Below are 24,270 nucleotides of genomic sequence, written 5' to 3' on the forward strand. Positions count from 1 at the left end.
GCCATAGGCACGATGCATTTTTAGTTCTGACAGCGATACACAAAAATCGTGATTCAGCTCTTAAATTGACAGCTATGGTGCAGATACTGACCGAGGTGCCGAATTTGATATTTATGGAATGCAATACAGCTATACAAGCTTTGCTAGGTTTAATACGACCTTATTAGTTGTAATTTAGTGATTTATTGTAGGCAGAAATACAAGTTTTCAAAAATCCTATCCAGATAAAAATTGACTTCGATTATCCTTGCTTTATTTATTGAATAAGAATGGGAAAACTTCAATAAATAATACACGCCATAATGGATCGTGGATTTTTGAGCTATTTATACTAAAAACAGGTAATTTAGAATTAAAATAATCTTTATGTCCTGGTTAACTGATCATGAATATCACATCCTCCGTATGATCCTTAATTCAGATCCGGATAAAGTAAATATTCCCAATTTATTTTTAGATAATTCGGGTCAATGGTTAATGTATACAGGAGCGTACATTTATTGGTTTTACGGTAATTATAGCAAATCATACAACCTGCTTACAACATATGACACCAGCTCTGGTTATTGATTTTACAGGATAGCAAAAGAGCAAAAGTAAAAGATGTAGGGCCGGTTCCTGAAGGAAAATATTGGGTGTTATTGTATCCAGACCCTGATCGGGTTGCCAATTTTGACAAAATTTCCGGAGAATTACTTCCAATCCAAAGGGCGGTATTGAAAAAATACCAAAGAGCACACGACTTGTTGATGGACGCATTGCAACTTACGAAGCCTGGAGTAGCAGGCGAGCACGATTGTTCCCGGATAGATTAACGAAAACGTATGGTAGGGACAATTTTTATTTGCATGATTCACATAAAGGATATTCTCATGGTTGCATCGAAGTAGAACCAGGTTTAATTGACCGGTTGTTAAGGATAAGAGATAAATTTACTAAAATAGCAGTAATGATAAAATATGAGTCTCCGGAAACAATAACAAAAGGAAACACTTATAGAAAAAATTAAGCGGACATGAAAACAGCATTGATTACATTTTTTGTTTTTGTTACACTCAATAGTTGCAATGCCCAAAGTAACAACAACGTAAGTAAGGCTTCTGTTCCCGATAGCAATAACAATAAAAGTACAAATGGCCCGCTGCTGGTAACGATCCGGTCTAATAACAGTATAAAGGTGGTAACCATTAAAAATCGCTCAAATGATACCCTGTGGTATTATGTAAGTATTGAATTATATGATCCGGGTTTAAAAGAGTGGACAAATGCTGTTGAAGATATCGATCCAAAAGCCGGAAATTGGATCATCTTCCACTACAAATAACACCGAAAAAAGATACAATCCGAAGTTGCGATATAAAAAAAAGAATTCCACCGGCTCTTCAGGTTGATACAGTTGATTACAGGTTTAAAATCCATTATGGAAGAGAACCTGACAAAATAAATGAGCAGATAGAAACAGGCGTATTTAAATTAAGTGATAAATAATTTAACAATGATCCGTCTTGCGGTCCTTTTTATTTTACTTCCTGCATATCAACCAACCTTTTATAAAACCCGTTTTGCTCAATCAGGCTGTTGTGGGTGCCCCGTTCAACAATCTGCCCCTTCTGTAATACAATGATCTCATCTGCATTGCGGATGGTGCTTAAGCGGTGCGCAATGACAAGGCTGGTACGGTGCTGCATCATTTTATTAATAGCATTCTGTACCAGGCGCTCGCTTTCTGTATCTAAGGAAGAAGTGGCCTCATCAAGGATCAATATGGGCGGGTTCTTTAAAACCGCCCGTGCAATGGTCAGGCGCTGGCGTTCGCCCCCACTCAGTTTACTGCCGCGATCCCCGATATTGGTATCATACTGTTGTTCTTTGTGTATGATAAAATCATGCGCATTGGCAGTCTTTGCAGCCTGAACAATCTGTTCCCTTGTGGCGGTGGTATGCCCCAATGCAATATTATTGGCAATCGTGTCATTAAATAAAATGGGCTCCTGGGTAACAATGCTCATCAGGTCTCTTACAGAATGCAAGGAGTAATCTTTAATATTGATGCCGTCAATCAGCACTTCCCCCCCGGTAACATCATGAAAGCGCGGCACCAGGTCCGCCAACGTGGATTTCCCGGCCCCGGAAGACCCCACCAGTGCAATGGTCTGGCCTTTTTGAATGGTAAGGTTAATATCCTGTAAGATCACATGCGCGTCATAAGAAAATTTTGCATTCCTGAATTCGATGGAATGTTCAAAGCGTTCCAGCTTTTTACCGTTGGGGTTATCGTTTACAGTAACAGGAGTATTCAATACCTCCTCGATCCTGGTAATAGCTGCAGAACCTTTATTCAGATTGCTGAAAGAGGTAGACAGTGTTTTTATGGGGTTGATCAGGTTGTAGAACATGGCCAGGTACGCAAAAAAGGCAGGGGCCCCCAGGTCGATCTGTTTGTCTAAGATCAGCCGGCCGCCAAACCACAGGATGCCTACAAACACCATTACGCCCAGGAATTCAGACATCGGGGAAGCCATATCGCGCCGGCGGCTGATCCGGTTTTTGGCATCCATCAGCTCATCGTTCACCTGGTCAAACCGCCCCTTTAAAAGAGCTTCTACATTAAATGCCTTGATCACCCTTAGCCCGTTCAGTGTTTCATCAAGAATGGATAAGGATTCACCCAGTTTTATAGCGGCTTCATTAGACTGGCGTTTCAATGCTTTTGAAATACGGCCAAGGATAAAACCGATCACGGGAATGCACAACAATATGGAGCCGGTAAGCAAAGGGCTGATCAGGAACAGGGCCACCAATGTAAAAATAATATTCAGAGGGTCTTTGATCCATCCTTCCAGTACGCCGATGACCGAACCTTCCACTTCGTTCACATCATTGGTTACCCGGCTGATCATGTCACCTTTACGTTGTTCTGTAAAATAGCCGATAGGCAGCTGTAATATCTTATTATAAATATCAGCTCTGAAGGTGTTCACTATTTTATTCTTAACAGGGTTCAGCACATAAGAGGAAAGATAGAGGAACAGGTTCTTCAGAAAAATAGCCACGATCAGCACTATGCAAATAGCCCCTAATAGCTGTACTGCTGTAAGATGACTACCGTGCACAAGGGTCATTAAAAAGCCTTTGAGGCTGGTGAGCATATTACCGGCGCCGTTCTGAACCGGGGGCGGCTGCTTATCGCCATAGAAAATAATATCAAAGAATGGCTGTAGTAATGCAAAGCTGAACAGGGAAAAAACAATGGATAGAACGGTAAACAAAAAAAAGAGGAAAATACCTCCTTTATAAGGACGTAAGTAGTATAAAACCCTTGAATATTTTTTCATTCTGTAAGGATGTGGTATATTAACCCCGCAAAGTAACTAATTTTACAGGGAACAGAAAGAGAAGATCATGCAGGAAAGCAAACGACAAAAACAGGTAGCGGCGTTACTGAATGAGGAAATGAACGGCATCTTCCAGAAGCTGGGACTAAATATGGTAGATGGAGGAATGGTTTCTATCTCGGGGGTTAAGGTAACCCCGGATCTGCTGGAAGCCCGTTTTTACCTGAGTTTCTTCCAGGTAAAGGATAGCGACAAAGCGCTGAAAAAGATTGAAGACCGTCACCACGAAATAAAAAAGGAACTGGCGGCATCGGTGCGGCATCAGCTAAGAAACATACCGGTATTGAAGTTTTATACAGATGATACGCTGGATCATGTTTTTAAAATGGAAGAGCTGTTTAAGAAAATAGAGGAAGAACGAAAGGGGAACGGGAAACAGGAGGAATAATAAGTACCGCCATACGGCATTTCAGCAAACAGCCCCCAACATCAAAAAAAAGAAACGTGCAGTTTTTATTCGCCTGGCGCTATTTCAGGGCAAAAAAGTCTACCAATGTCATCAATATCATTGCATGGATCTGCATTGTAGCTATTATGATAGGTACAGCAGCACTGATCCTTGTGCTCAGCGTATTCAATGGCTTTGAGGGATTGGTCAAATCGCTTTATTCTTCTTTTTATCCGGATATAAAAGTTGCCCCGGCTACGGGCAAGGTCATTACAATCAGCAGGGAGCAGCTGCAAAAATTAAAGGGTGTTCCGGGCCTGAAAAACTTTTCATTGGTTGTGGAGGAAAAGGCGTTGCTACGGAACGGTGAGAACCAGGCGCTGGTGGCTTTAAAAGGCGCCGATGACCAGTTTACAGCTGTTAATTCCATCGCCGGCCATATGGTTGACGGGCATTTTGATCTTGGAACGGCTGAGCATCCGCTGCTGGTAGTAGGGGGCGGTATTGAAAGCTCACTGGAAATAAGAGCCAGTCCTAATGTAGCCCCCATGACCATTTATATTCCCCGCAAAAGCGGGTCTGAGGAATTTGATGAAGCTTCCAACATCAGCGGGGATACGATCCGGAGCGCGGGGGCGTTCATCATTCAGCAGGACTTTGATACCAAATATGCCATTACCAATATTGGTTTTCTGAAAGATGCAATGGGGTTGCAGCCTGATGAATATTCGGGCATTGAAATAGCGGTAAGGGATCCTTCCCAAACGGATAAGATCCAGCAATCCGTTCAGCAGTTATTTGGAAAAGGGTATATTGTTCAGAACCGGTATCAGCAAAACCAGAGCCTTTATTCCATAATGAACCTGGAACGCTGGGTATTTTATGCTATACTATGCCTTATACTGGTGGTGGCGGCCTTTAATATGGTGGGCGCACTGACCATGCTGGTCCTGGAAAAACAAAAAGATATCAGTGTGCTGAATGCTTTAGGAGCCAGCCGCAATTTTATCCTGAAGATATTTTTAAATGAGGGCTTTTTGCTGGCGCTGATCGGTGGTGGTATAGGAATGCTGCTGGCATTGATTATGGTATTGCTGCAAAAGCAATTTCACCTGATCCCATTGCAGGGAGGCTCTTTTTTGATCGACTATTTCCCGGTAGAATTAAAGCTGCGGGATTTTTTGCTGGTGGCTGTCACCGTATTTATTATAGCGTTGATTGCCTCGTGGATGCCGGCATTAAAAGCTTCGCGTAAAGAATTTTCGCTAAAAAGCGAATAAACAGACCTTAAGGTTTAAAAAACCTTATAGGTCTAATAGTCCCCTAAAGTTTCCGGTAGCTGCTCCAGCGCCCTGGCCAGTTGCTCGTCATTGGGCGCAATGCCATGCCATCCATGGTCATTCTCCATAAAATCAACCCCTTTGCCCATTACCGTGTGCATCATAATGCCAATGGGCTTGCCCTGTCCGGTCAGTGATTTGGCTTTTTCAATAGTGGCTACTACTTCGTCCATATCATTTCCATTCATTTCAAGCACTTCCCAGCCAAATGCCCTGAACTTGTCACCGATATTGCCCATGTTTAATACCTTATCGGTAGGGCCGTCAATCTGCTGGCCGTTCCAGTCAACAGTTGAGATCAGGTTGTCTACTTTATGTGCAGAGGCAAAGCTGATCGCTTCCCAGTTCTGTCCTTCATCCAGTTCACCGTCACCATGTAAGGAAAATACATAGCGGGGATCTTTATTCAGCTTTTTGCTTAATGCGGCGCCTATTGCCACGCTCATTCCCTGCCCCAGGGAGCCGCTGGCAACGCGCACACCCGGAAGATGCTCATGGGTAGTAGGGTGCCCCTGCAGGCGGCTGTTTATTTTACGGAAAGTAGCCAGTTCTTTAATATCAAAATATCCTGCACGGGCTAAAACAGAGTAGAATACCGGGGAAATATGACCATTTGATAAAAAGAAAAGATCTTCATCAATACCATCCATATCAAAGTGTGAAGGATTGATTTTCATCTCTTTAAAATACAGGGCAGTCAAAAAATCGGCACATCCCAAAGAGCCGCCCGGATGACCGCTGTTGGCCCCGTGAACCATTCTTACAATATCTCTCCTTACCTGGGATGCTATTTCCTGCAATGTGGCCATAAAAAACTTGATTTTAGATAGCAAAAGTGCGACTTTTTTTTGAAAAAACAGGCTCATAAACAGCGATTTCTCAAATAAAGATTTTTTATTTATGTGCCTAAAACTTGCTATCTTAGCTTTAAGTCTTACTTTTGCCCTCACTAAACCTTATTGAATGCTAGAAATTCTATTAACAGCCATCGTGGCTTTTATAGTTGCGTTTCTCGCGATTCCTGTGGTAATCCTTATTGCTGACAAGAAGAAACTGTATGATATACCGGATGAACGCAAATTACATACTCATGCTATTGCCTCTCTTGGAGGGGTAGGTGTTTTTATCGGGTTCCTTTTTGCGGGGTTATTGTGTACCAACCTGACCCAAAGCCCGGAAGTCAGGTATTTTTATGCCGCGGCAGTTCTTGTTTTTTTTATAGGGCTAAAGGATGATATCATTGCGCTTTCGGCAACAAAAAAATTTGTGGCCCAGATACTGGCAGCGGCTATTATTGTTCATTTAGGAGGTATCCGTATTGAGAATATGTATGGAATACTGGGCATTGGTCCGCTTGATGCAATGATTGGAGTGCCTCTTACTTATTTTGTGATCATCCTTATCATTAATGCGTATAATTTAATTGATGGGATCGATGGCCTTTCCGGCAGCCTGGGGTTGATGGCCTCGCTTCTTTTCGGAACTTATTTCTATCTTGCAAAGATGCACCCTTATGCAGCTTTCTCTTTTTCTCTTTCAGCTGCGCTGGTCGGGTTCCTGATCTTCAATTATCATCCGGCAAAGATCTTTATGGGCGATTCAGGCTCATTGCTGATTGGTATGGTCGTATCTGTTCTTGTTTTGAAATTTATCAATGTGGCAAGTGACCCCGCTGCAGCATTGCCGATCCCGTCTGCGGTAGCCGTAGGAATTTCTATTTTAATTGTTCCGCTGGTAGATACGATAAGGGTCTTCGGGAACCGGATCATGAGGGGGCGCTCGCCCTTTTCGCCAGACAGGAACCATGTGCACCATCTTTTAATTGACAGGGGATTGGGGCATTCTGCAGTAACGCTGATCTGTGTTTCTTCCAATATATTGCTGGTGCTTGTTACCTATCTTACAAGATCATTAGGGAATACCTTCCTGATCATTGCTCTGTTTGGAACTGCATTTATAGCATTGGGTATGCTCTATTATACGCTACCCAAACGGAAGCTGGTAATACACAGGAGGTATATTATTAATCAGGCGAGGCAGCAGCAAAAGCTGGCGAATGCCAAACACTCCAAGGTGATCAATATTCAAACCAAAGAAACTATTCAGGAGCAGGTGCATTAAAAATATTATTTCTTCAATTATTCCGCCGCTCATTCATTGTTTCAATTGCATTTTATTAGATTTGCAATCTTTAAATTGTTGATTTTATGCAGGAACAAGTCAGTAAGTTAATTGATGCTTCGGAAGAGAATATGAAGAAAGCGCTGAACCATTTGGAATCGGAATTAGGTAAAATCCGCGCCGGAAAAGCAACTCCCCAGATATTAGATGGTATTACTGTTGACTATTATGGTTCTCCGATGCCCATTAACCAGGTTGGGAACATTACCGTAATGGATGCCCGCACCATTAATATACAACCCTGGGAAAAGAATATGCTGCAGCCTATAGAAAGAGCCATTATTGCGGCAAACATCGGCATCAATCCCCAGAACGACGGGGTCAACATCCGTTTATTCCTGCCACCGCTAACAGAGGAAAGAAGAAAAGAGCTGGTTAAGAAAAGCTATGCCGAAGGAGAAAATTCAAAAATAGTTATCAGAGCGGCCCGCCGGGATGTGATTGAAGGGATCAAAAAGCTGCAGAAAGAAGGATTGAGTGAGGATGGTGTAAAGGATGCAGAAGCCATTGCGCAGCAGCTTACAGATAAGTATATCAGCATTGTAGATAAGCATCTGGCAACAAAAGAGAAAGAAATAATGGCTATCTGATCATACGTGGCGAATGGTATATTATTTGCTTTTAGCAGCCCGTAAACCCTGTTTCATTGTACCTAAATCGTATATTTATAAAACTTAAAAATCAAGTCACATGGGAATGCTAAAAGAATTCAAAGAATTTGCCTTTAAGGGTAATGTAATTGACCTGGCTGTGGGTGTAATCATTGGCGCAGCTTTTGGCAAAATCGTTTCCTCCCTGGTAGAGGACGTTATTACGCCACTTTTACTAAACCCCGCTTTGAAAGCGGTAGGAGCTGAAAATATTGCCCAGCTCTCGTGGAGCGGAGTAAAATATGGAAATTTTCTCTCAGCAGTGATCAGCTTTTTGTGTATTGCATTTGTACTGTTCCTGCTAATAAAAGGGGCCAATAAGCTTAAGAAAGAAGAAGTAGCAGCTCCCGCTGGTCCGTCATCAACCGATAAGTTGTTGATGGAAATACGCGATGAGCTGAAAAAGCAATAAAAATCTACCCAAATTATTCACAAAACGCGCTGAGATTACAGCGCGTTTTTTAGTGTCAGTAGCTTATTTGTTACATTTGTTCTTTCTGTATTAAACAATAGTAAGTGAACAATACAACCTATCAGATAAAGCTTTCACAATTTGAAGGGCCTTTTGACCTGTTACTTTTCTTTATAGAACGGGACGAGCTGGACATTTATAATATCCCCATCACAAAGATCACTAATGATTTTCTGGCTTATATAAGGGAACAGGAATCGCTGAATATTGAATTATCCAGCGAGTTCATCCTCTTTGTCTCCACCCTGATGCGCATAAAAGCAAAAATGCTGATCCCCCGGAAAGAGGTGGATGCACAAGGCAATGAAATAGACCCCAGGGAGGAGCTGGTAAACAAGATCCTGGAATATAAACGCTTTAAGGAAGCGTCTGCCCAATTAGCAGAAATGGAAGCCCTGCGGATGCTGATGGTAAAACGGGGAAATATTCATAAAGAACTGGTAGCTATTGGAGAGGAAGCAGGGGAGGGTACGGAAATACACACGATCACCCTGTTTAAGCTGATGAAAGCATTTGAAAAGGCCATGCAGCGCTATTCCGACAGGGTGAACCGGCCCGTTCATACGGTAGTGCGCTACAACTATACGATGGAAAACAGCCGGGCAAAAGTGATGGAAGAAGCACAGCGATCCAAAACACTTTCTTTTGAAAAGCTGTTTGATTATGCAGAAACCCGCGTGCATGCCATCTTCTTATTTTTATCTGTATTAGAGCTGGTGCAGCAAAGTTTTTTAAAAATAATGATCGGTGAAGGCAAGAATAATTTTATTCTGGAATATGTAGAGCCGGATGAGCGGGAGGATTCCAGAACTACTATTGAATCTACATTCTCTTAACCATAAAAATAAAAATTCATGAAACGTTTTGCAACAGCCAACTGGCAGGGAACCGGGAAGGAAGGTGTAGGTAAAACAACTACCCAATCCGGCGTATTAAAGGATACGAATTATTCTTATAAGACACGGTTTGAAGAAGGAAATCCCGGAACCAACCCGGAGGAACTGATCGCTGCCGCACATGCCGGCTGCTTTACCATGAAGCTGAGCTTTGTTTTGAACGAAGCCGGTTTTACAGCTGATAATATTGATACGAAATGCACGGTTACTTTTGAAAACGGGGCCGTTACAGAAAGCCACCTGGAAGTAACTGCAAAAATACCCGGCATTAGCCAGCAGCAATTTGAAACAGCCGTTAAAGATGCGGAAGCGAACTGCCCTATCAGTAAATTGCTGAATACGAAGATTACTTCGGAAGCGAAGCTGGTCCCATAAGTGGAAGGGGCTGAGTAAGAAGCTGGAATTTTAAAGAAACCACTGGCTTTGCAGCACAAAAGGGTTACCGGGCCGATGCCGGCAGTGTCAGATCACGCTTCAGCATTTCATCCCGGTTTGCCATTTCCCAGGCGGTATAAAATACCAGCTGTACGCGGCGTGCCATCAGTGAAAAATTGATCTTATCAATTGTATCAGTAGGGCGGTGATAATCGCGGTGTATGCCATCAAAATAAAAAATAATCGGCACTCCTTTCCTTGCAAAATTATAATGATCACTACGGTAATAGATCCGCTCAGGATCGTTGGGATCATTGTATTTACGATCCAATACCAGCTGGGTATATTTGCCGTTGACCGCTTCGGTGATGGGCGTAAGGTCCGTGCTCAGCTTATCATCCCCGATTACATATACATAGTTTACGGAATCTGCCATTTTCTCGTGGATCGTATCTGTTCTGCCCACCATATCAATATTCAGATCCGCCGTTGTTTTATCCAAAGGATAAACAGGGTGCCCGGAATAATATTCAGACCCCCATAATCCTTTTTCCTCGCCACTTACCGTCATAAATACCACCGACCTTCTGGGGCCTTTACCGGCTTTTTTTGCCCGGGCAAATGCTGCTGCCATTTCCAGCACACTTACCGTTCCGGAGCCATCATCATCCGCTCCGTAATAGATTGTTCCTGCTGCATCCTTACCCAAATGATCATAGTGCGCGGTAATAAAAAGATACTCATCCTTTTTATCAGTTCCTTCCACAACAGCCAGCACATTAGATGCCGTAGCCAATCCTTTTTGTAACTGGTAGCTGATCCTGACGGAGGCTTTTGTCAGTTCTGATGTAGCCTTGCCGTTGTCTAATGCCGCAATCACTTCATCAAAGGAATGGCCGCTCGATTTTTCAACAACATTTTTTCCGACAAAAAAAACAGGTGCTTCTTTGGGCCGGTTATCTTCTGCCCATGAAGGCCTGTAGGAAACGGTGCTTTTTACACGGGCAGGCAGTTCCTCCACGGCAATCAATATTGCAGCAGCGCCTTTTTTGCGGGCATTACTTATTTTAACCATTAAAGAGGTGGAAGCCATCCGCCCTTGCTGTGAGGGTGTAAACCCCTGGGGAGCACCGGCAAATAATACAACCAGCTTTCCTTTTGCATCAATGCCTGAATAATCATCCCGGTCATTGTCAACAATTCCATAACCGGCAAAAACATATTCGTCAAACTGCAGGTCAACACTTTCCCCGTTGGTAAATAAAGGACCTATATCGTCCAGATCCTTAAAATCATCACCATTGATTGACAAATCGAGCCCTGCCAGCGAGTCTTTGGACAACCGGAAGGTTTGCCGGAAGCTGCCATTATTACCCGGGGTAAGGCCCAGTTGTTTGAAATGGTCTGCAATATAGCCGGCTGCTTTTTCTAATCCCGGTGAGGGTGTATTGCGGCCTTCCATTTCTGCACCTGCAATAACAGATAAATGCTTTTTCAGATCTTCGGGGGTAATTGTTTTTGCAAAAACTTCCGGATTGATTCTTTTTTGTGCGCAGGCAACTGTGCCGATAAGGGCAGCTATGATAAGAATGGATTGTTTAATCATTACACGTTTTTTTTTGATTTTGGTGCCAATCGTTTATAATACGTTCCCATATAATCAAGTGTATTATCCCGTCTATTGAAAAACCGGTCCTTTATGGATCAGCAGCTTATTTTAGCCACCCTTGCAGCATGCCGGCCGCCTTCAAATTCAGTGGCAATAAAGATGGCTACCAATTCTTCTGCCACTGCCTCGGTAACAAACCGGGCAGGTATACAAAGAATATTGGCGTCATTGTGTTTCCGGGCAAGCTCCGCAATTTCCTGCTCCCAGCAAATGGCAGCTCTTACGCCCCGGTGCTTATTAGCCGTAATAGCAACCCCGTTGGCACTGCCGCAAAGCAGGATGCCAAATGCATAATCGCCGCTTTCCACAGCTGCCGCCACGGGATGCGCAAAATCCGGGTAATCCGCGGAATCTGTTGAGTGGGTACCAAAATCTTTAAACAATAATCCTTTTCCTTCCAAAAAGGAGATGAGCAATTGCTTATACTCAAAGCCGGCATGATCTGCGCCAATGGCAACAGGCTTTTTAATATCAAAATTTGTATCCATGGTTTTACAGTTTTGCTAACTCCATTCTTCCGCTTGCTCCTTATCAGCCTTCTGCACCTTGGCAGCTACAGAAATACTGGCCTCATACAATAAATAAAGCGGGATGGTTACGATCATCAAACTGAAGGGGTCTGTAGAAGGTGTGATAATTGCCGCGGCTGTAATGATCACTACAAAAGCATGCCGCCTGTACTTACGCAAAAACTTAGCGGTAACAATACCTATTTTTGCAAGCAGCAGCACCAGTAACGGCATCTGGAACAGCAACCCGATACCGGCGGTTGTATAAATCAGATTTTCAAGGTAATCTGAAAAAAGCGGAACGATCGCAATCTGGGAGCTTAGTTTATAATTGAAATAAAAGTTAACCATAAAGGGGGTCAAAATAAAATAACCGAAAAGCACCCCTATAAAAAACAAAACAGCCACCCAAAAAATGATACCACTGGTTTGCCTTCTTTCCTTATCCGACAGGGCTGGCCGTACAAATTTCCATAGTTCCCAGAACACATATGGAAACGCAACAATAAACCCACCTACAAACGCAATGGTAAAGGAGGATATGAACTGACCCGTCATTGCGGTTTCCTGAAAATGAACGTCGCTGGCATTTAAACAAAGTGAGTCGATATGCAGTTTTTGCCCCAGCCAGCAGAACCACTTTGCTGCAATAAAATTGGGCTTGGTAGGCGCCATTATGATAACATCAACGATCTCATTTATATAAATAAAGATTAAAATGGCACAAATAACAATTGCGATAATAGAACGAATCAAATGCCACCGCAAAACTTCGAGGTGATCAATAAAGGACATCTCTTCATCACTATCACCACCCCTCTTTTTTAAAAAATCCAGTAAAGCCATTGTTCAATTAAATGCAATAAAAAATGCGTAAAAAAATCTACGCAAATGTGCGGCTTTTTATTGACTCTATTTTAATTTTTTCATTTTTACCATCTCTATCCGTGTATCACTAACAGCAAGGATATCAAATTCAAAATCGCCAATAATGATCCGTTCTTTTTGTACAGGTATTGTTTCATAAAAATTGATGATATAGCCCGACAGTGTTTCAGAATCTTCAATATTCTCTAACTCGAAGCCATACTTTCTTTCGAGGTAATCCAGCTCAAGCCGTCCGGAGAAAATATATTCATCTTCTGCAATCCGCTTTTCAACAAACAACTGTGTGTCGTACTCGTCCCATATCTCGCCAAACAACTCTTCCAGTATATCCTCCATTGTAATAACACCTGCGGTTCCGCCAAATTCATCTACCACCCAGGCAATACTTTTTGATTCTTTGCTGAATTTATTGATCAACCCTACGGCGGTCATGCTTTCCGGTACCGCTATAATAGGGATCAGGATATCCTCTATATGGCCCGGCCGTTTAAACATATCCAGCTCGTGCACAAAACCCAGTATATTATCGATATTCGATTCATAAACGATAATGCGGCTGCGTTTGGTTTCCACAAATTTTTTTGCAAGATTTTCCACCGAATCGTTTATTTCTACCGCGATGATCTCCTTACGCGGCACCATACTCTGCCGGATCTTGATGTTCGCCAGTTCCTGCGCATTTTCCAAAAGATGGGTGCTGGTTTCTTCCCTGAGGGTCTTCCGGCTATCACGGAACATGAACTGCAGGTCGTTTCGTGCAAACGGTGATTTATTTTTATCCAGGCGCACATTGAATACATATTTCAATATCCAGTTTGCCAACCGGAACAGCGCCGCTGTGATCGGGTAGAACAACCAGATAAAAAAGTTGATGATGAATGCAAGACCGCTCAGCAATGGGCTGCTGTTTGCCCTGAAAACGGCCCGGGGAATGAATTCCACAAACAACAGGATCACAATGGTGTTAAAAGCGATCTCCAGCACGATCTGCCAAAAACGCGAGTCAATGCCCATTTTTTGCCAGAACGGGATCAGCACTTCACTGGTCTGCAACACAAAAATGGTGAGAGCTACAATGTACCCGATCACCGTAGTACCCCAAAAAACAGCAGGAGCATCAACAAATTTGCCCAGCATACGCCCTGTTAAGCTGCCCTGTTTCCGCTTCAGCTCTATGCTCAATCTGCTGACGCTGAAAAAGGCCATCTCTACCCCGGCAAAGAAGATCATGAATAACAGGGATGCAATCCACATTATGAGCTGCCATTCCATAAGATAAAGATATGTAAAACTGCTGTTTTTATACTTTTTGTTATTCCTTAATTCCCAGGAAATGCTTTACAATGCCCTCTGCTTCCGTACAGGCTTCTTCCAGGTCGTCATTTACCACCACTTTATTAAAGTGGTTCATAAAAGACAATTCATATTCCGCCTTGTTCAGCCGGGTTTGTAAAGACTCCTCGCTTTCACTTCCCCGGGAGATGAGCCTTCTTCTTAATTCTTTTACAGAAGGCGGTTCTATAAAGATAGAAAGACTTTCCCTGGGATATTGCTGCTGCACATGAATGGCTCCTTTTACATCAATGTCCAGCAGAGGATATTGATGCAGCTTCCACAAACGGTCCAGTTCACTTTTTAAAGTGCCATAATATTTTCCTTCATACACCATTTCCCACTCTACAAACTCGTTGTTTTTGATCTTTTTCTGAAATTCTTCCGGGCTTATAAAATAATAATCCCTGCCATTCACCTCTCCTTCCCGGGCCTTTCTTGTAGCTGCCGAAATAGAAAATGACAGCTGCGGGATCCTGCTGAGAAGGTACCGGGTAATAGATGTTTTGCCGGCGCCGGATGGCGCTGTAAGAATAATGATCTTGTGCTGCCCTTTTGAACCCTGCATTACCGGCGCATAAAAAAATGGTTGTACGGTTACATTCATGCTCCTGCAAAATACTAAAATATTCTGCATTTATTAATTTTACCGCCAAAACCACCTGCTAAATAAATTAATACCAGGATTGCCTTTATTAGCATTGCCCTGAACATGTTTCAGTACCTGTTAAGAGCAGTATTGCTGCGTGGCTATTGCTGATCCGCTATACGGCGGATATCAGGACAGTTGTATAAATCTGCTTCGGGATAAGATCATTTTGTACTTTGCGGTCCGGGAAAAATGATCTGAATCATCGATCCGAAACCCCGGATCAGAACGTTACGCCGTGTTGCTTTAAAAACCTTTGTCGGTTGTTTCATACTTGTTCAGCTCGGGGCATTCCTGGGTGGCCTGTTTATCTACCAGTATGTAATAAGTCGGGATCTTTTTGGAGATCCATTTGTCAAGCACTTCCGCTTTTTTTTGCTCCAGGGCCAGGTCTGCAATTTTGGCATAATCATCTACCAGGTTCATACGGTGCGGCTCTGTTTTTGATTTGAGGTAAACCAGCCGTACTCCTTTTTTGCCCTGGTCATTTGTAAACTCAACCGGTTTGGAAAGATCGCCCACTTTCATGTCTTTAATAGTATTGACCATATCCTTATCCAGGGCATCAATGGTAACATAGGTAGATCCGTCCCTGTTTAAAACATAAGGGCCGTAATTCTTTACATTCTCATCATCACTGTATTTGTAGGCAGCGTCTTTAAAGCTTATTTTTTTATTCTCAATTTCCGCCCGGACACTGTCCAGTGTTTTTTTGGCAACAGACAGCTCGTTTTCCGTTACCGGAGGAATACGCAGGATCATTTTGATCCTGGCCGCATCGCCACGGCGGCTGACCTGCTGAATCAGGAAATAGCCAAAGCGGTTGGATTTTACCGGCAAGGATATCTCCCCGGCTTTTAAACGGAATGCCGTTGAAAGAAATACAGGGTCCCAGGTGCTCTTGTCAGAACGGTTTACTTCATAGGTGCCACCTCGTTCACGGCTTCCGGGATCTTCCGAAACTCTTTTTGCAAGCGCTTCAAAAGTAGTGGCACCGGATTCGATCTGCTTTTTATATCCCAGCATTTCATTGTAAATATAATCTTCCACATCTTTTGATGCGGGCGGCAGCAATACGATCTGCCCTACTTCCAGTTCCGATTCCAGGAACGGCAGGCTGTCTTTTGGGATCTTCTCAAAATAGGCTTTTACTTCCGTAGGTGTAATATGCACATCGCTTACCACTTTGTTACGCATACGATCGCTCAGCATCTGTTCTTTGATCATCGGGCGTTGGTCATCTTTTAGCTGGTACACCGTTTTTCCGGCAACTTCTTCCAGTTCCGCCTGGCTTCCGAACTGCATGATCCAGTTGCGTACCCTCAGGTCCATCTGCGATTCCACTTCCTCATCTGTTAAAGGGATGGAATCCCTCTCTGCCTGCAATGCCAGTATTTTCTGAAGTATGGCATGTTCCATGATCACGCAGGGCGCATTTGAAGGCAATTTTTCCCCGCTGCGCATGGCATCTGCAATGGCATTCTGTATGTCTGACTGTAAAATAATCCGGTCTCCGACAACGCCGATGATCTTATCCACTACACCCTTTTGGGCCTGGCCCTGTGCCAGCACTGTTAATGCAAACAATGTACAGAAAGCAGTTAAAAAGCTTTTTACTGAAAAAAGTCCTTTATTCATATAAAACATAATTCAAAAATAAACCCGCGTAAAGAATACTGATCCGCCCCCGTATGATTTAACAAAAGTTTGTTCCTGTCTCAACTAAAAACATCAGCCAGGATGAACCAACTGATGTTTTGTTATTATTTTAACGCGCTGATTTACAGCGTTCTCTTCACTTCTTCCAGTTCGTATGCTTCTACTACATCACCGGTTTTTATGTCGTTGTAGTTCTTAACGGTCAAACCACATTCCATTCCGGCCAGCACTTCTTTTACATCATCTTTAAAGCGCTTCAGCGAGCCCAGTTCCGCAACTGCATTTTCACCGGTCGGGTAAATGACGATGCCATCGCGGATGAGGCGTATTTTATTATCGCGTTTGATACGGCCATCCAGCACATAACATCCTGCCACAACGGCTTTGTCAAATTTAAATACCTCCCTGATCTCTACGTTACCGACGATCTTTTCTTTTACTGTCGGCTCCAGCATACCTTCCATTGCACTCTTCACTTCTTCAATGGCATTGTAGATGATGGAGTACATTTTTATTTCAATACCTGCATTATTGGCCAGTTGCAATGCCTGCTGGGACGGGCGTACGTTAAAGGCAATAACAATGGCATCGGAGGCTTCTGCCAGTACAATATCACTTTCATTGATCTGACCTACTCCTTTGTGAATCACGTTCACCAGGATCTCTTCAGTAGAAAGCTTCTGTAATGAGTCGCTCAGCGCTTCTACGGAACCATCCACGTCGCCTTTAATGATCACGTTCAGCTCTTTAAAGCTGCCCAGTGCCAGGCGGCGGCCGATTTCATCAAGCGTGATGTGTTTCTTGGTACGCATGCCCTGTTCACGGAGGATCTGCGAACGGCGATTGGCAATACTTTTGGCTTCAGACTCTTCTTCGTACACTTTAAACTTCTCGCCGGCCTGCGGAGCGCCATTCAGACCCAGCACTACAGCAGGAGCAGAAGGCCCTGCGGTGTCCTGCCGTTTGTTGCGCTCATTGAACATGGCTTTTACCCTGCCATAATATTGTCCGCTAACTATAATGTCGCCGGCTTTTAAGGTACCGTTTTCTACCAGCAGCGTGGCTACATAACCACGGCCTTTATCCAGGGTAGCTTCAATAATGGTACCTGTTGCTTCCCTGTCGGGGTTCGCCTTCAGATCCAGTAATTCGGCTTCCAGCAATATTTTTTCCAGCAGCTTATCCACATTCAGTCCCTGTTTGGCGCTTAGCTCCTGGCTTTGGTATTTGCCCCCCCATTCTTCTACCAGGATGTTCATCTGCGACAGCTGTTCATATATTTTCTGGGGATTGGCACCGTCTTTATCAATTTTATTAATGGCAAAGATCATGGGTACGCCGGCCGCCTGTGCGTGGCTGATGGCTTCTCTTGTCTGAGGCATTACCGCATCATCAGCAGCTATCACAATCACTGCAATATCGGTAACCTTGGCACCTCTGGCGCGCATTGCGGTAAACGCTTCGTGCCCGGGAGTATCCAGGAACGTAATTTCCTTATCATTGCCTACCTGCACACGGTATGCCCCGATATGCTGGGTGATACCGCCTGCTTCGCCCGCCACAACATTTGCATTTCTTATATAGTCCAGCAAAGAGGTTTTACCATGGTCTACGTGGCCCATGATCGTAACGATCGGGCTTCTCGGAATCAGTGCTGCCTCATCATCTTCTTCCTCTTCGTCTTCTTCCATTTCCATCTGCTGTTCCATATCAATAAAAGAAACATCATATCCAAACTCACTTGCCACCAGTTCTATTACCTCTGCATCCAGGCGCTGGTTAATGGAAACCATTATACCCAGGCTCATACACTTGCTGATCACATCTGCAAAACTTACATCCATCAGGTTGGCCAGTTCGCTTACACTGATGAACTCTGTTACGCGTAATGTTTTGTCGGCGCTTTCATCCTCAATGGCTTCTGCCGCCTCGTGCCGTTTATCACGGCGGGCCTTTGCACGCATGCTTTTTTGCTTATTACCGCCGCCACCGCTCAGCTTGGCCTGGGTTTCCCGTATCTTTTCCTGTATTTCTTTTTCGTCGATCTGTTTTTCTTCCCTGTGCGGCCGGTGCCGGTCCCTGAAGTTGCCCTTTCCGTGATGGCTGCCACCATGCTGGCCGTGACCACCGCTCCGGCCCTCCTGTCTCTGGCCGGCATGATTTCCTTTATTACGATCCGTATCGGCCTTTACTTCCTTCTTTTCAATAGGAATCCGTTTACGCTTCCTTTTTTCATCCCGTTTGGGGCGGGTATCATTATCTACCGGCAGGTTAATTTTTCCCAGGATTTTGGGGCCTTCAATTTTTTCAGCCTGTATATTGGTGATCTGAACTTCTTCCTGTTTTGTTTCTTCCACGGCCGGTGGTGCCGCTTCTTCTTTTACCGGTGCTTTTACTGGTTCCGGCTCTTCTTCTTTTTTTGCAACCGGCTCTTCCACTTTTTCCGGTTGTTTCTCCTCAACGGAAGGCTGTTCTTTTTTAGCGGACCGCTTGGGACGGGTAGATGAGTCAATAGCTGAAAGATCGATCTTACTGATGATCTTGGGGCCTTCAATGTCCGGCACCTGTACTTTTGCCACTACCTCTTCGTCGGGTGTTTGTGTTTTTTCAGCTACCGGTTCAGGAGCCGGCTCCGGCCGGGCTGCTTCTACCTGAGGCTCTTCTTCTTTTTTTGCAACCGGCTCTTCGGGTTTTACCGGTTCTGCCACAGGAGCAACCGGTTCTTCTTTTTTGACCGGTTCTTCTTCATCACGACGCCTTCTGCCGTCTCCGCCAAGCCCTTTAGGCAGTTCTACCTGGTCACTGATGTTTTTCGCGGCTTTATCGCTTTGGAATCCCTGTTGCAGCGCAGTATACATAGCCTCAGATAACTTTGTGGAAGGTTTGAGTTCGTCTTTTTCAAATCCCTTGCCTACCAGAAAGTCAATAAGGGTATCCTGGCCAATGTTAAATTCCTTAGCCGCCTGTAATAATCTTGGAAGTTTTTTTTCTGCCATAAATATTTTTCCCATTCCGTAATAACGGAATCATTTAATTGATCACTCTCACAAAATCCCCGCAAAACCGTGAAATGCCTTTTATTCACGTTCTAATTCTTCCTGCAAAATTTTGCGGACATCCTCTACGGTTTCCTTCTCTAAGTCTGCTCTTTTTTCCAGTTCAGTCGGGGACATGCGCAATACGCTTCTTGCCGTGTCACAACCTATTTTCTTCAATGCATCAATAACCCACTCGTCAATTTCGTCTGCAAATTCTTCAAGATCCACATCAAATTCTTCATCTTCATCTTCTGTATCACGGTATACATCCAGCTCATACCCTGTTAGATCTGAGGCCAGCTTAATGTTTACCCCTCTTTTACCAATAGCCAGGGAAACCTGGTCCGGTTTTAAGAAGATGCTGGCATGCCTGTTCTCCTGGTCCAGGCTCATACTGGTGATTTTTGCAGGAGTCAGCGCACGCTGGATCAGTAATTGCATATTGGTGGTCCAGTTGATCACATCAATGTTTTCATTCTTCAGCTCGCGCACAATACCATGTATACGGCTTCCCTTCATACCCACACAGGCGCCCACCGGGTCAATCCTGTCGTCATAAGATTCCACGGCAACTTTTGCACGTTCGCCCGGCTCTCTTACAATTTTTTTAATGATGATCAACCCGTCAAAGATCTCCGGCACTTCAATTTCCAGCAATTTAGCAAGGAAATCCGGCGAAGTTCTGGAAAGGATAATTACCGGATTATTATTTTTCAGATCCACGCGTGTTACCACTGCGCGGATGTTTTCTCCTTTTTTAAAATAGTCCTGCGGAATCTGTTCGCTTTTGGGAAGGATCAGCTCATTGCCTTCCTCATCCAGCAATAAGATTTCCTTTTTCCAAACCTGGTAAACTTCTGCGCTGATGATCTCGCCGATGCGGTCTTCATATTTTTTTGCCAGCACATTTTTCTTCAGGTCGCTGATACGGCCGGCCAATGTTTGTTTGGCGGCCAGGATGGCCCTGCGGCCAAAATCAATCAGGTCGATCTCTTCATACAGATCTTCACCTACTTCATAATCGGGTTCCAGCTTAATGGCCTCAGAATAGGCAACCTGCGCCAGCGGATCTTCCACTTCCCCGTCTTCTACAATCGTCCGGTGCCTTACGATTTCTAGGTCACCTTTTTCTGCGTTTACGATCACATCAAAGTTTTCGTCACTGCCATATTTTTTCCGCAATAAGGTCTTAAACACATCCTCTACAACTTTCATCATTGTAGGACGATCTATATTTTCTGCATCTTTAAAGTCCTGGAATGCCTCAATTAAATTAATACTTGCCATAATGAAGTACGATTTGCCTTAATGAAACCCAGCTCCCTGAGCTGCTTTTTAAAATTTAATTTGAATTTTTGTTGTTTTTATTGTTTCAAACAGGATAGAATGCTCCGTTTTTTCCATTTTTCTTCCCTTTCCCTTTGTTTCCTCTACAACAAGGCCTTTGTCATCAACCGAAAGTAATCTGCCTTCCACTTTTTTACCGTCAAGAGTGATCACTTCCACATCCCGTCCGATATTTTTTACATACTGCCGGTACAACTTTAAGGGCTCATCCAAACCGGGAGAAGATACTTCCAAAGAAAAATCCCCGTCAGGAAAAAACCCTTCTTCTTCCATTTGTTTATAAAGAGCCCTGTTATATTTTACAAGATCATCAATTCCAACCCCTTCATCACCGTCAATAAATATTTTAAAATTATTGGTGGGCTTTATTCGGATATCTACCAAAAAATGAGACGGATTTTGGGTCAGCAGCGCAACTACTTTTTCCTGTATTTGTTCAATTATTTCCTCTTTATTCATATTCCGGAAAAAAGAAGAAGGGAACGCCTCCGTTCCCTCTGTCTCCTTTTCTGGCGCAAAGGTAAGTTATTTATAGCAAAAAGTGCAATTTTTACCCCTTTTTTTACAGCGGAGCCGCTTAATTTTTTCAAAAAAAATTAAACATCCTCTGTGACAACATTTTTATCTATAAGACGTTTATTATATACATCATAATGCATAAAGAATGATTTCCGTACTACTATACGCCCTGCTGTTTTATTTTCTTTACAATTTTGTTGTAAAATTTGTTCTGCCGGTGTATAGGACCACCAGGGAAGTAAAAAGACAGTTCTCCCATATGAAACAACAGTTTCAGCCGGACCAGCAAAGTGCAGCCGGTGCTTCCGAAACACAAACCCCCTCTGCGGCTGCCAAGGCCGGAAAGCCGGGGGTAGGTGAATATATCGACTTTGAGGAAGTAAAGTGATCAACTGGTATGATCCTGGATGATCTTCCAGGTACCGTCTATTTGCCTGAAGATCAGTGTGTATTGCCCCTTCAGGTCGCCCATTTCCCTTTTTAAATGCCATTTTCCCACCACGTTATAATAACCGGTGCCCAGGGGCTGTACTTTTATAAGATCAAATTCCAATACGCCCATATCTTTTTTGGTTGGATAGCTTTTTTTATAATTCTCCAGCGTTTTTTGCCACCCGTATGTAATGCCGTTCTTCCCTGCGAAGAGCAATGAATCACTTTTCCAGTAAGTTTCCATGAATGTATCTATATCCCCTTTATTCCAGGCGGTGATTTGCTGCTGCAGAACCTCTCTTACCTGATCAGCAGCTTTATCCTGGGCACAGGAGCTGATCATCAATAAGTTGAACGCAATTGCCAATACATATTTCATATTCTTAACAGATTTTACGGCATTCAAAATGAATACCTGCTCTAAAAGTACCCCTTAACAGCCATATACCCTATTTATAGGGCAAAGGTTTATCAACCGGACTAAAAACAATTAAAAATGATCATGGTTGCAGTCGTCCGCATGGGCATGATTGTGCCGGCGGCAATACCTGTAGTTGAGGATATGTGCTCCGATAATGAAAACCACAGCCGGGATCAGCAGCAGATTATGATAAAGCAAAAAGATCTGTTTTAAAACCAGGAAACCAATGCCCAGGGTAAACAGGATGATCGGTAGCATTTTATGATGATGTTTTTTATAACCGTGAGAAAGCGCATAGATCCCGATCAGGAAGGCTAAAAGAATCATTCCGGCTTCAAAACTCCTGTTCTCAATAATGTTTACACCAAAAAGCGGCAGGCTGGCCATAAAAAGCGGCAAAACGGCACAGTGAACAGCACAAATCACCGAAGCAGAGATCCCTATAGCGTCCCAATTGATTTTCGACTTCATTCTGCAAAAATATTTAAAAATAGAAACAGTGTTGCAAATATTTTATTGCAACTACAGATAAACGATTTTAGGACGAATTTGTTAAACAGTTGAGATACATTTCTCCTGAAAATTTCATGTACGTTTGCAGTTAATTTTTAGCAATGTCAAAAAAAGCGGTCTTCTATATTGTATTTTTTGTGGGGTTATCCATCGCATTCTATCTTTCTGCTGTTCATTTTATACCGGGATTTGATAAAAGAAAGCTGGAACCGATCAGCAGGGTAGGCCGGTTCTCCTTCCTGAACCAGGATGGCCAGCCCTTTTCCAATAAAGATGTCGCCGGCAAAGTATATGTGACAGAATATTTTTATACTACCTGCCCCGGCATTTGCCCGATGATGAACGACAATATGAAACAGGTATATGAAAAATATAAGGGCACGCCGGATTTCCTGATCGTTTCCCATACCTGCGATCCGGAGCGGGATTCTGCAGCTCAATTAAAACACTATGCTGATTCTATGAAAGTGGATACCCGGCAATGGGTATTCTTAACCGGCAGGAAGGATAGCCTGTATAAGATGGCCCGCCTTAGTTATACGATTGATGATCCGGCCAATAACCTGAACTCTGATAAAGATGACTTCCTGCATACGCAGTTCTGGGCGCTTGTTGACCGGCAGGGAAACGTGGTAAAAATATATGATGGTTTAAAGCAGAAGGAGATCAACCAGCTGATAGCAGATATTGCGGATGAATTAAAAGAACCTAAAAATAATTAGTCAGCCATGGATACTATTGTTCAGATCTTAAAACAGAATAATCTTAGCGTAACGGAGGGCAGAAGAAAGATCCTGTCCCTGTTTTTAAACAGTAATGGCGCTCTGGCACATGCAGATATTGAAAAGAATACGGACAAGCATTTTGATCGCGTAACTGTTTACCGCACCCTCCAGTCTTTTGTTGATAAGGGCATTATACATACCATTCCCACTTCAGACAACAGCATTAAATATGCGCTGTGCAAGGATGATTGCAGCGAAGGCCATCATCATGACGAGCATATCCATTTATTATGTACGCACTGCGGCAATACGTTTTGCCTGGATGATGTGGTAACGCCTGCTATAAGGCTTCCGAAAGGATATACGATTAACCAGGTGGAAGTAGTGGTAAAAGGTGTTTGCAAAACCTGTAATCTTCAATAAGAAAAGCCCTGATGTGGAAACATCAGGACTTTTGATTAATGTTTTGACTAAATGCTAATATACACCATTCTTTTGTTGCATCCAAATAAAATATTCCTAATTGCTGCGCCCGCCTACTAAAGAATAAAGCACGGAAGATCCTATTGAAAGCAAGATACTGAATATCAGTGCCCACCAGAATCCATCCACATAAACGCCTTTAAAAAGATTCGCAGTCAGCAATACCATAAACGCATTTATTACCAGCAGGAACAACCCCAGCGAAAGTATGGTAACAGGAATTGTAAGAATTACCAGAACCGGTTTTATGACAGCATTTAAAAGAGCCAGCACTAATGCAAACAATGCGGCGGTTTTCATATCTACTATTTTAACTCCTGGCAAAATGGCTGGAAGCAGATAGGCAATGAGGCCCGTTATCAGCACTTTTAATATGAAATTCATCGAAT

General features: G+C 43.4%; 26 protein-coding genes. 12 read left to right on the forward strand and 14 right to left on the reverse strand.

Annotated features, from left to right (window positions below; all coding sequences use genetic code 11):
- Nucleotides 1-366: 366 nt before the first annotated feature.
- Entirely contained in the window at nucleotides 367-570 is a 204-nt protein-coding gene (locus A8C56_RS00070) for a hypothetical protein (protein ID WP_067750477.1), read from the forward strand.
- 445 nt (nucleotides 571-1,015) lie between these two features.
- Complete coding sequence (locus A8C56_RS00080) at nucleotides 1,016-1,324, forward strand: hypothetical protein (RefSeq protein WP_067750482.1); 309 nt, start codon at nucleotides 1,016-1,018, stop codon at nucleotides 1,322-1,324.
- A gap of 193 nt (nucleotides 1,325-1,517) precedes the next feature.
- Here the strand turns inward: A8C56_RS00080 and A8C56_RS00085 are convergent, their stop codons facing one another.
- Entirely contained in the window at nucleotides 1,518-3,335 is a 1,818-nt protein-coding gene (locus A8C56_RS00085) for an ABC transporter ATP-binding protein (protein ID WP_067750484.1), read from the reverse strand.
- 67 nt (nucleotides 3,336-3,402) lie between these two features.
- Between A8C56_RS00085 and rbfA the strand changes: the two genes are divergently transcribed.
- Entirely contained in the window at nucleotides 3,403-3,783 is a 381-nt protein-coding gene (rbfA, locus tag A8C56_RS00090; protein WP_067750488.1) for a 30S ribosome-binding factor RbfA, read from the forward strand.
- Between the two features lie 56 nt (nucleotides 3,784-3,839).
- Nucleotides 3,840-5,063 carry an FtsX-like permease family protein gene (locus A8C56_RS00095; RefSeq protein WP_067750491.1) on the forward strand — a complete coding sequence of 408 codons (1,224 nt, stop codon included), beginning with the start codon at nucleotides 3,840-3,842 and terminating at the stop codon, nucleotides 5,061-5,063.
- A 32-nt stretch (nucleotides 5,064-5,095) separates the two neighbouring features.
- Here A8C56_RS00095 and A8C56_RS00100 read toward each other — a convergent pair whose 3' ends face one another.
- On the reverse strand, nucleotides 5,096-5,932 hold the full coding sequence (locus A8C56_RS00100) for a transketolase (protein WP_067761338.1): 837 nt from the start codon (nucleotides 5,930-5,932) through the stop codon (nucleotides 5,096-5,098).
- A 154-nt stretch (nucleotides 5,933-6,086) separates the two neighbouring features.
- Between A8C56_RS00100 and A8C56_RS00105 the strand changes: the two genes are divergently transcribed.
- From A8C56_RS00105 to A8C56_RS00125, 5 genes are all read left to right on the forward strand, one after another.
- On the forward strand, nucleotides 6,087-7,244 hold the full coding sequence (locus A8C56_RS00105) for a glycosyltransferase family 4 protein (protein ID WP_067750494.1): 1,158 nt from the start codon (nucleotides 6,087-6,089) through the stop codon (nucleotides 7,242-7,244).
- Nucleotides 7,245-7,330: 86 nt separating this feature from the next.
- The gene (gene frr, locus A8C56_RS00110; RefSeq protein ID WP_067750497.1) at nucleotides 7,331-7,894 is read left to right on the forward strand and encodes a ribosome recycling factor; all 564 of its coding nucleotides are present in this window, start codon (nucleotides 7,331-7,333) and stop codon (nucleotides 7,892-7,894) included.
- Between the two features lie 100 nt (nucleotides 7,895-7,994).
- The gene (mscL, locus tag A8C56_RS00115; RefSeq protein WP_067750498.1) at nucleotides 7,995-8,366 is read left to right on the forward strand and encodes a large conductance mechanosensitive channel protein MscL; all 372 of its coding nucleotides are present in this window, start codon (nucleotides 7,995-7,997) and stop codon (nucleotides 8,364-8,366) included.
- A gap of 104 nt (nucleotides 8,367-8,470) precedes the next feature.
- Nucleotides 8,471-9,262, forward strand: a complete 792-nt coding sequence (locus tag A8C56_RS00120) for a segregation and condensation protein A (RefSeq protein ID WP_067750500.1) — start codon at nucleotides 8,471-8,473, stop codon at nucleotides 9,260-9,262.
- Between the two features lie 18 nt (nucleotides 9,263-9,280).
- The gene (locus A8C56_RS00125; RefSeq protein ID WP_067750501.1) at nucleotides 9,281-9,697 is read left to right on the forward strand and encodes an OsmC family protein; all 417 of its coding nucleotides are present in this window, start codon (nucleotides 9,281-9,283) and stop codon (nucleotides 9,695-9,697) included.
- 64 nt (nucleotides 9,698-9,761) lie between these two features.
- Here the strand turns inward: A8C56_RS00125 and A8C56_RS00130 are convergent, their stop codons facing one another.
- The 9 genes from A8C56_RS00130 to rimP all read right to left on the reverse strand — a co-directional run bounded on the left by A8C56_RS00130 (nucleotide 9,762) and on the right by rimP (nucleotide 21,247).
- Nucleotides 9,762-11,303, reverse strand: coding sequence for a M28 family peptidase (locus tag A8C56_RS00130; RefSeq protein WP_067750503.1), 1,542 nt, complete (start codon nucleotides 11,301-11,303; stop codon nucleotides 9,762-9,764).
- A gap of 98 nt (nucleotides 11,304-11,401) precedes the next feature.
- Complete coding sequence (gene rpiB, locus A8C56_RS00135) at nucleotides 11,402-11,854, reverse strand: ribose 5-phosphate isomerase B (protein ID WP_067750506.1); 453 nt, start codon at nucleotides 11,852-11,854, stop codon at nucleotides 11,402-11,404.
- Nucleotides 11,855-11,869: 15 nt separating this feature from the next.
- Complete coding sequence (gene tatC / locus A8C56_RS00140; RefSeq protein WP_067750507.1) at nucleotides 11,870-12,721, reverse strand: twin-arginine translocase subunit TatC; 852 nt, start codon at nucleotides 12,719-12,721, stop codon at nucleotides 11,870-11,872.
- A 66-nt stretch (nucleotides 12,722-12,787) separates the two neighbouring features.
- The gene (locus A8C56_RS00145; protein WP_067750510.1) at nucleotides 12,788-14,035 is read right to left on the reverse strand and encodes a hemolysin family protein; all 1,248 of its coding nucleotides are present in this window, start codon (nucleotides 14,033-14,035) and stop codon (nucleotides 12,788-12,790) included.
- A gap of 40 nt (nucleotides 14,036-14,075) precedes the next feature.
- Entirely contained in the window at nucleotides 14,076-14,732 is a 657-nt protein-coding gene (gmk, locus tag A8C56_RS00150; protein ID WP_245645695.1) for a guanylate kinase, read from the reverse strand.
- 258 nt (nucleotides 14,733-14,990) lie between these two features.
- On the reverse strand, nucleotides 14,991-16,382 hold the full coding sequence (locus A8C56_RS00155; protein WP_067761345.1) for a peptidylprolyl isomerase: 1,392 nt from the start codon (nucleotides 16,380-16,382) through the stop codon (nucleotides 14,991-14,993).
- Nucleotides 16,383-16,525: 143 nt separating this feature from the next.
- A complete protein-coding gene (infB, locus tag A8C56_RS00160; RefSeq protein ID WP_067761348.1) occupies nucleotides 16,526-19,399 on the reverse strand; it encodes a translation initiation factor IF-2 in 2,874 nt (957 codons plus the stop codon).
- Between the two features lie 81 nt (nucleotides 19,400-19,480).
- Nucleotides 19,481-20,728: a transcription termination factor NusA gene (nusA, locus tag A8C56_RS00165; RefSeq protein WP_067750512.1), complete on the reverse strand. Its 1,248-nt coding sequence runs from the start codon at nucleotides 20,726-20,728 to the stop codon at nucleotides 19,481-19,483.
- Between the two features lie 48 nt (nucleotides 20,729-20,776).
- On the reverse strand, nucleotides 20,777-21,247 hold the full coding sequence (rimP, locus tag A8C56_RS00170) for a ribosome assembly cofactor RimP (RefSeq protein WP_067750514.1): 471 nt from the start codon (nucleotides 21,245-21,247) through the stop codon (nucleotides 20,777-20,779).
- Between the two features lie 319 nt (nucleotides 21,248-21,566).
- Here rimP and A8C56_RS24920 point away from each other — a divergent pair, with 319 nt between their 5' ends.
- Nucleotides 21,567-21,695, forward strand: a complete 129-nt coding sequence (locus A8C56_RS24920; protein WP_245645696.1) for a DUF4834 family protein — start codon at nucleotides 21,567-21,569, stop codon at nucleotides 21,693-21,695.
- On the opposite strand, the gene A8C56_RS00180 is transcribed toward A8C56_RS24920, so the two are convergent.
- Nucleotides 21,696-22,118: a YybH family protein gene (locus A8C56_RS00180; RefSeq protein ID WP_067750517.1), complete on the reverse strand. Its 423-nt coding sequence runs from the start codon at nucleotides 22,116-22,118 to the stop codon at nucleotides 21,696-21,698.
- Between the two features lie 111 nt (nucleotides 22,119-22,229).
- The gene (locus A8C56_RS00185) at nucleotides 22,230-22,631 is read right to left on the reverse strand and encodes a MerC domain-containing protein (RefSeq protein ID WP_067750520.1); all 402 of its coding nucleotides are present in this window, start codon (nucleotides 22,629-22,631) and stop codon (nucleotides 22,230-22,232) included.
- 143 nt (nucleotides 22,632-22,774) lie between these two features.
- Between A8C56_RS00185 and A8C56_RS00190 the strand changes: the two genes are divergently transcribed.
- Entirely contained in the window at nucleotides 22,775-23,395 is a 621-nt protein-coding gene (locus A8C56_RS00190) for an SCO family protein (protein ID WP_067750523.1), read from the forward strand.
- Nucleotides 23,396-23,401: 6 nt separating this feature from the next.
- Complete coding sequence (locus A8C56_RS00195; RefSeq protein WP_067750526.1) at nucleotides 23,402-23,821, forward strand: Fur family transcriptional regulator; 420 nt, start codon at nucleotides 23,402-23,404, stop codon at nucleotides 23,819-23,821.
- A 96-nt stretch (nucleotides 23,822-23,917) separates the two neighbouring features.
- Here the strand turns inward: A8C56_RS00195 and A8C56_RS00200 are convergent, their stop codons facing one another.
- The gene (locus A8C56_RS00200) at nucleotides 23,918-24,265 is read right to left on the reverse strand and encodes a phage holin family protein (protein ID WP_067750528.1); all 348 of its coding nucleotides are present in this window, start codon (nucleotides 24,263-24,265) and stop codon (nucleotides 23,918-23,920) included.
- Between the last annotated feature and the right edge of the window lie 5 nt (nucleotides 24,266-24,270).

Origin of the sequence: Niabella ginsenosidivorans (assembly GCF_001654455.1) — a bacterium.
Lineage (GTDB): Bacteria > Bacteroidota > Bacteroidia > Chitinophagales > Chitinophagaceae > Niabella > Niabella ginsenosidivorans.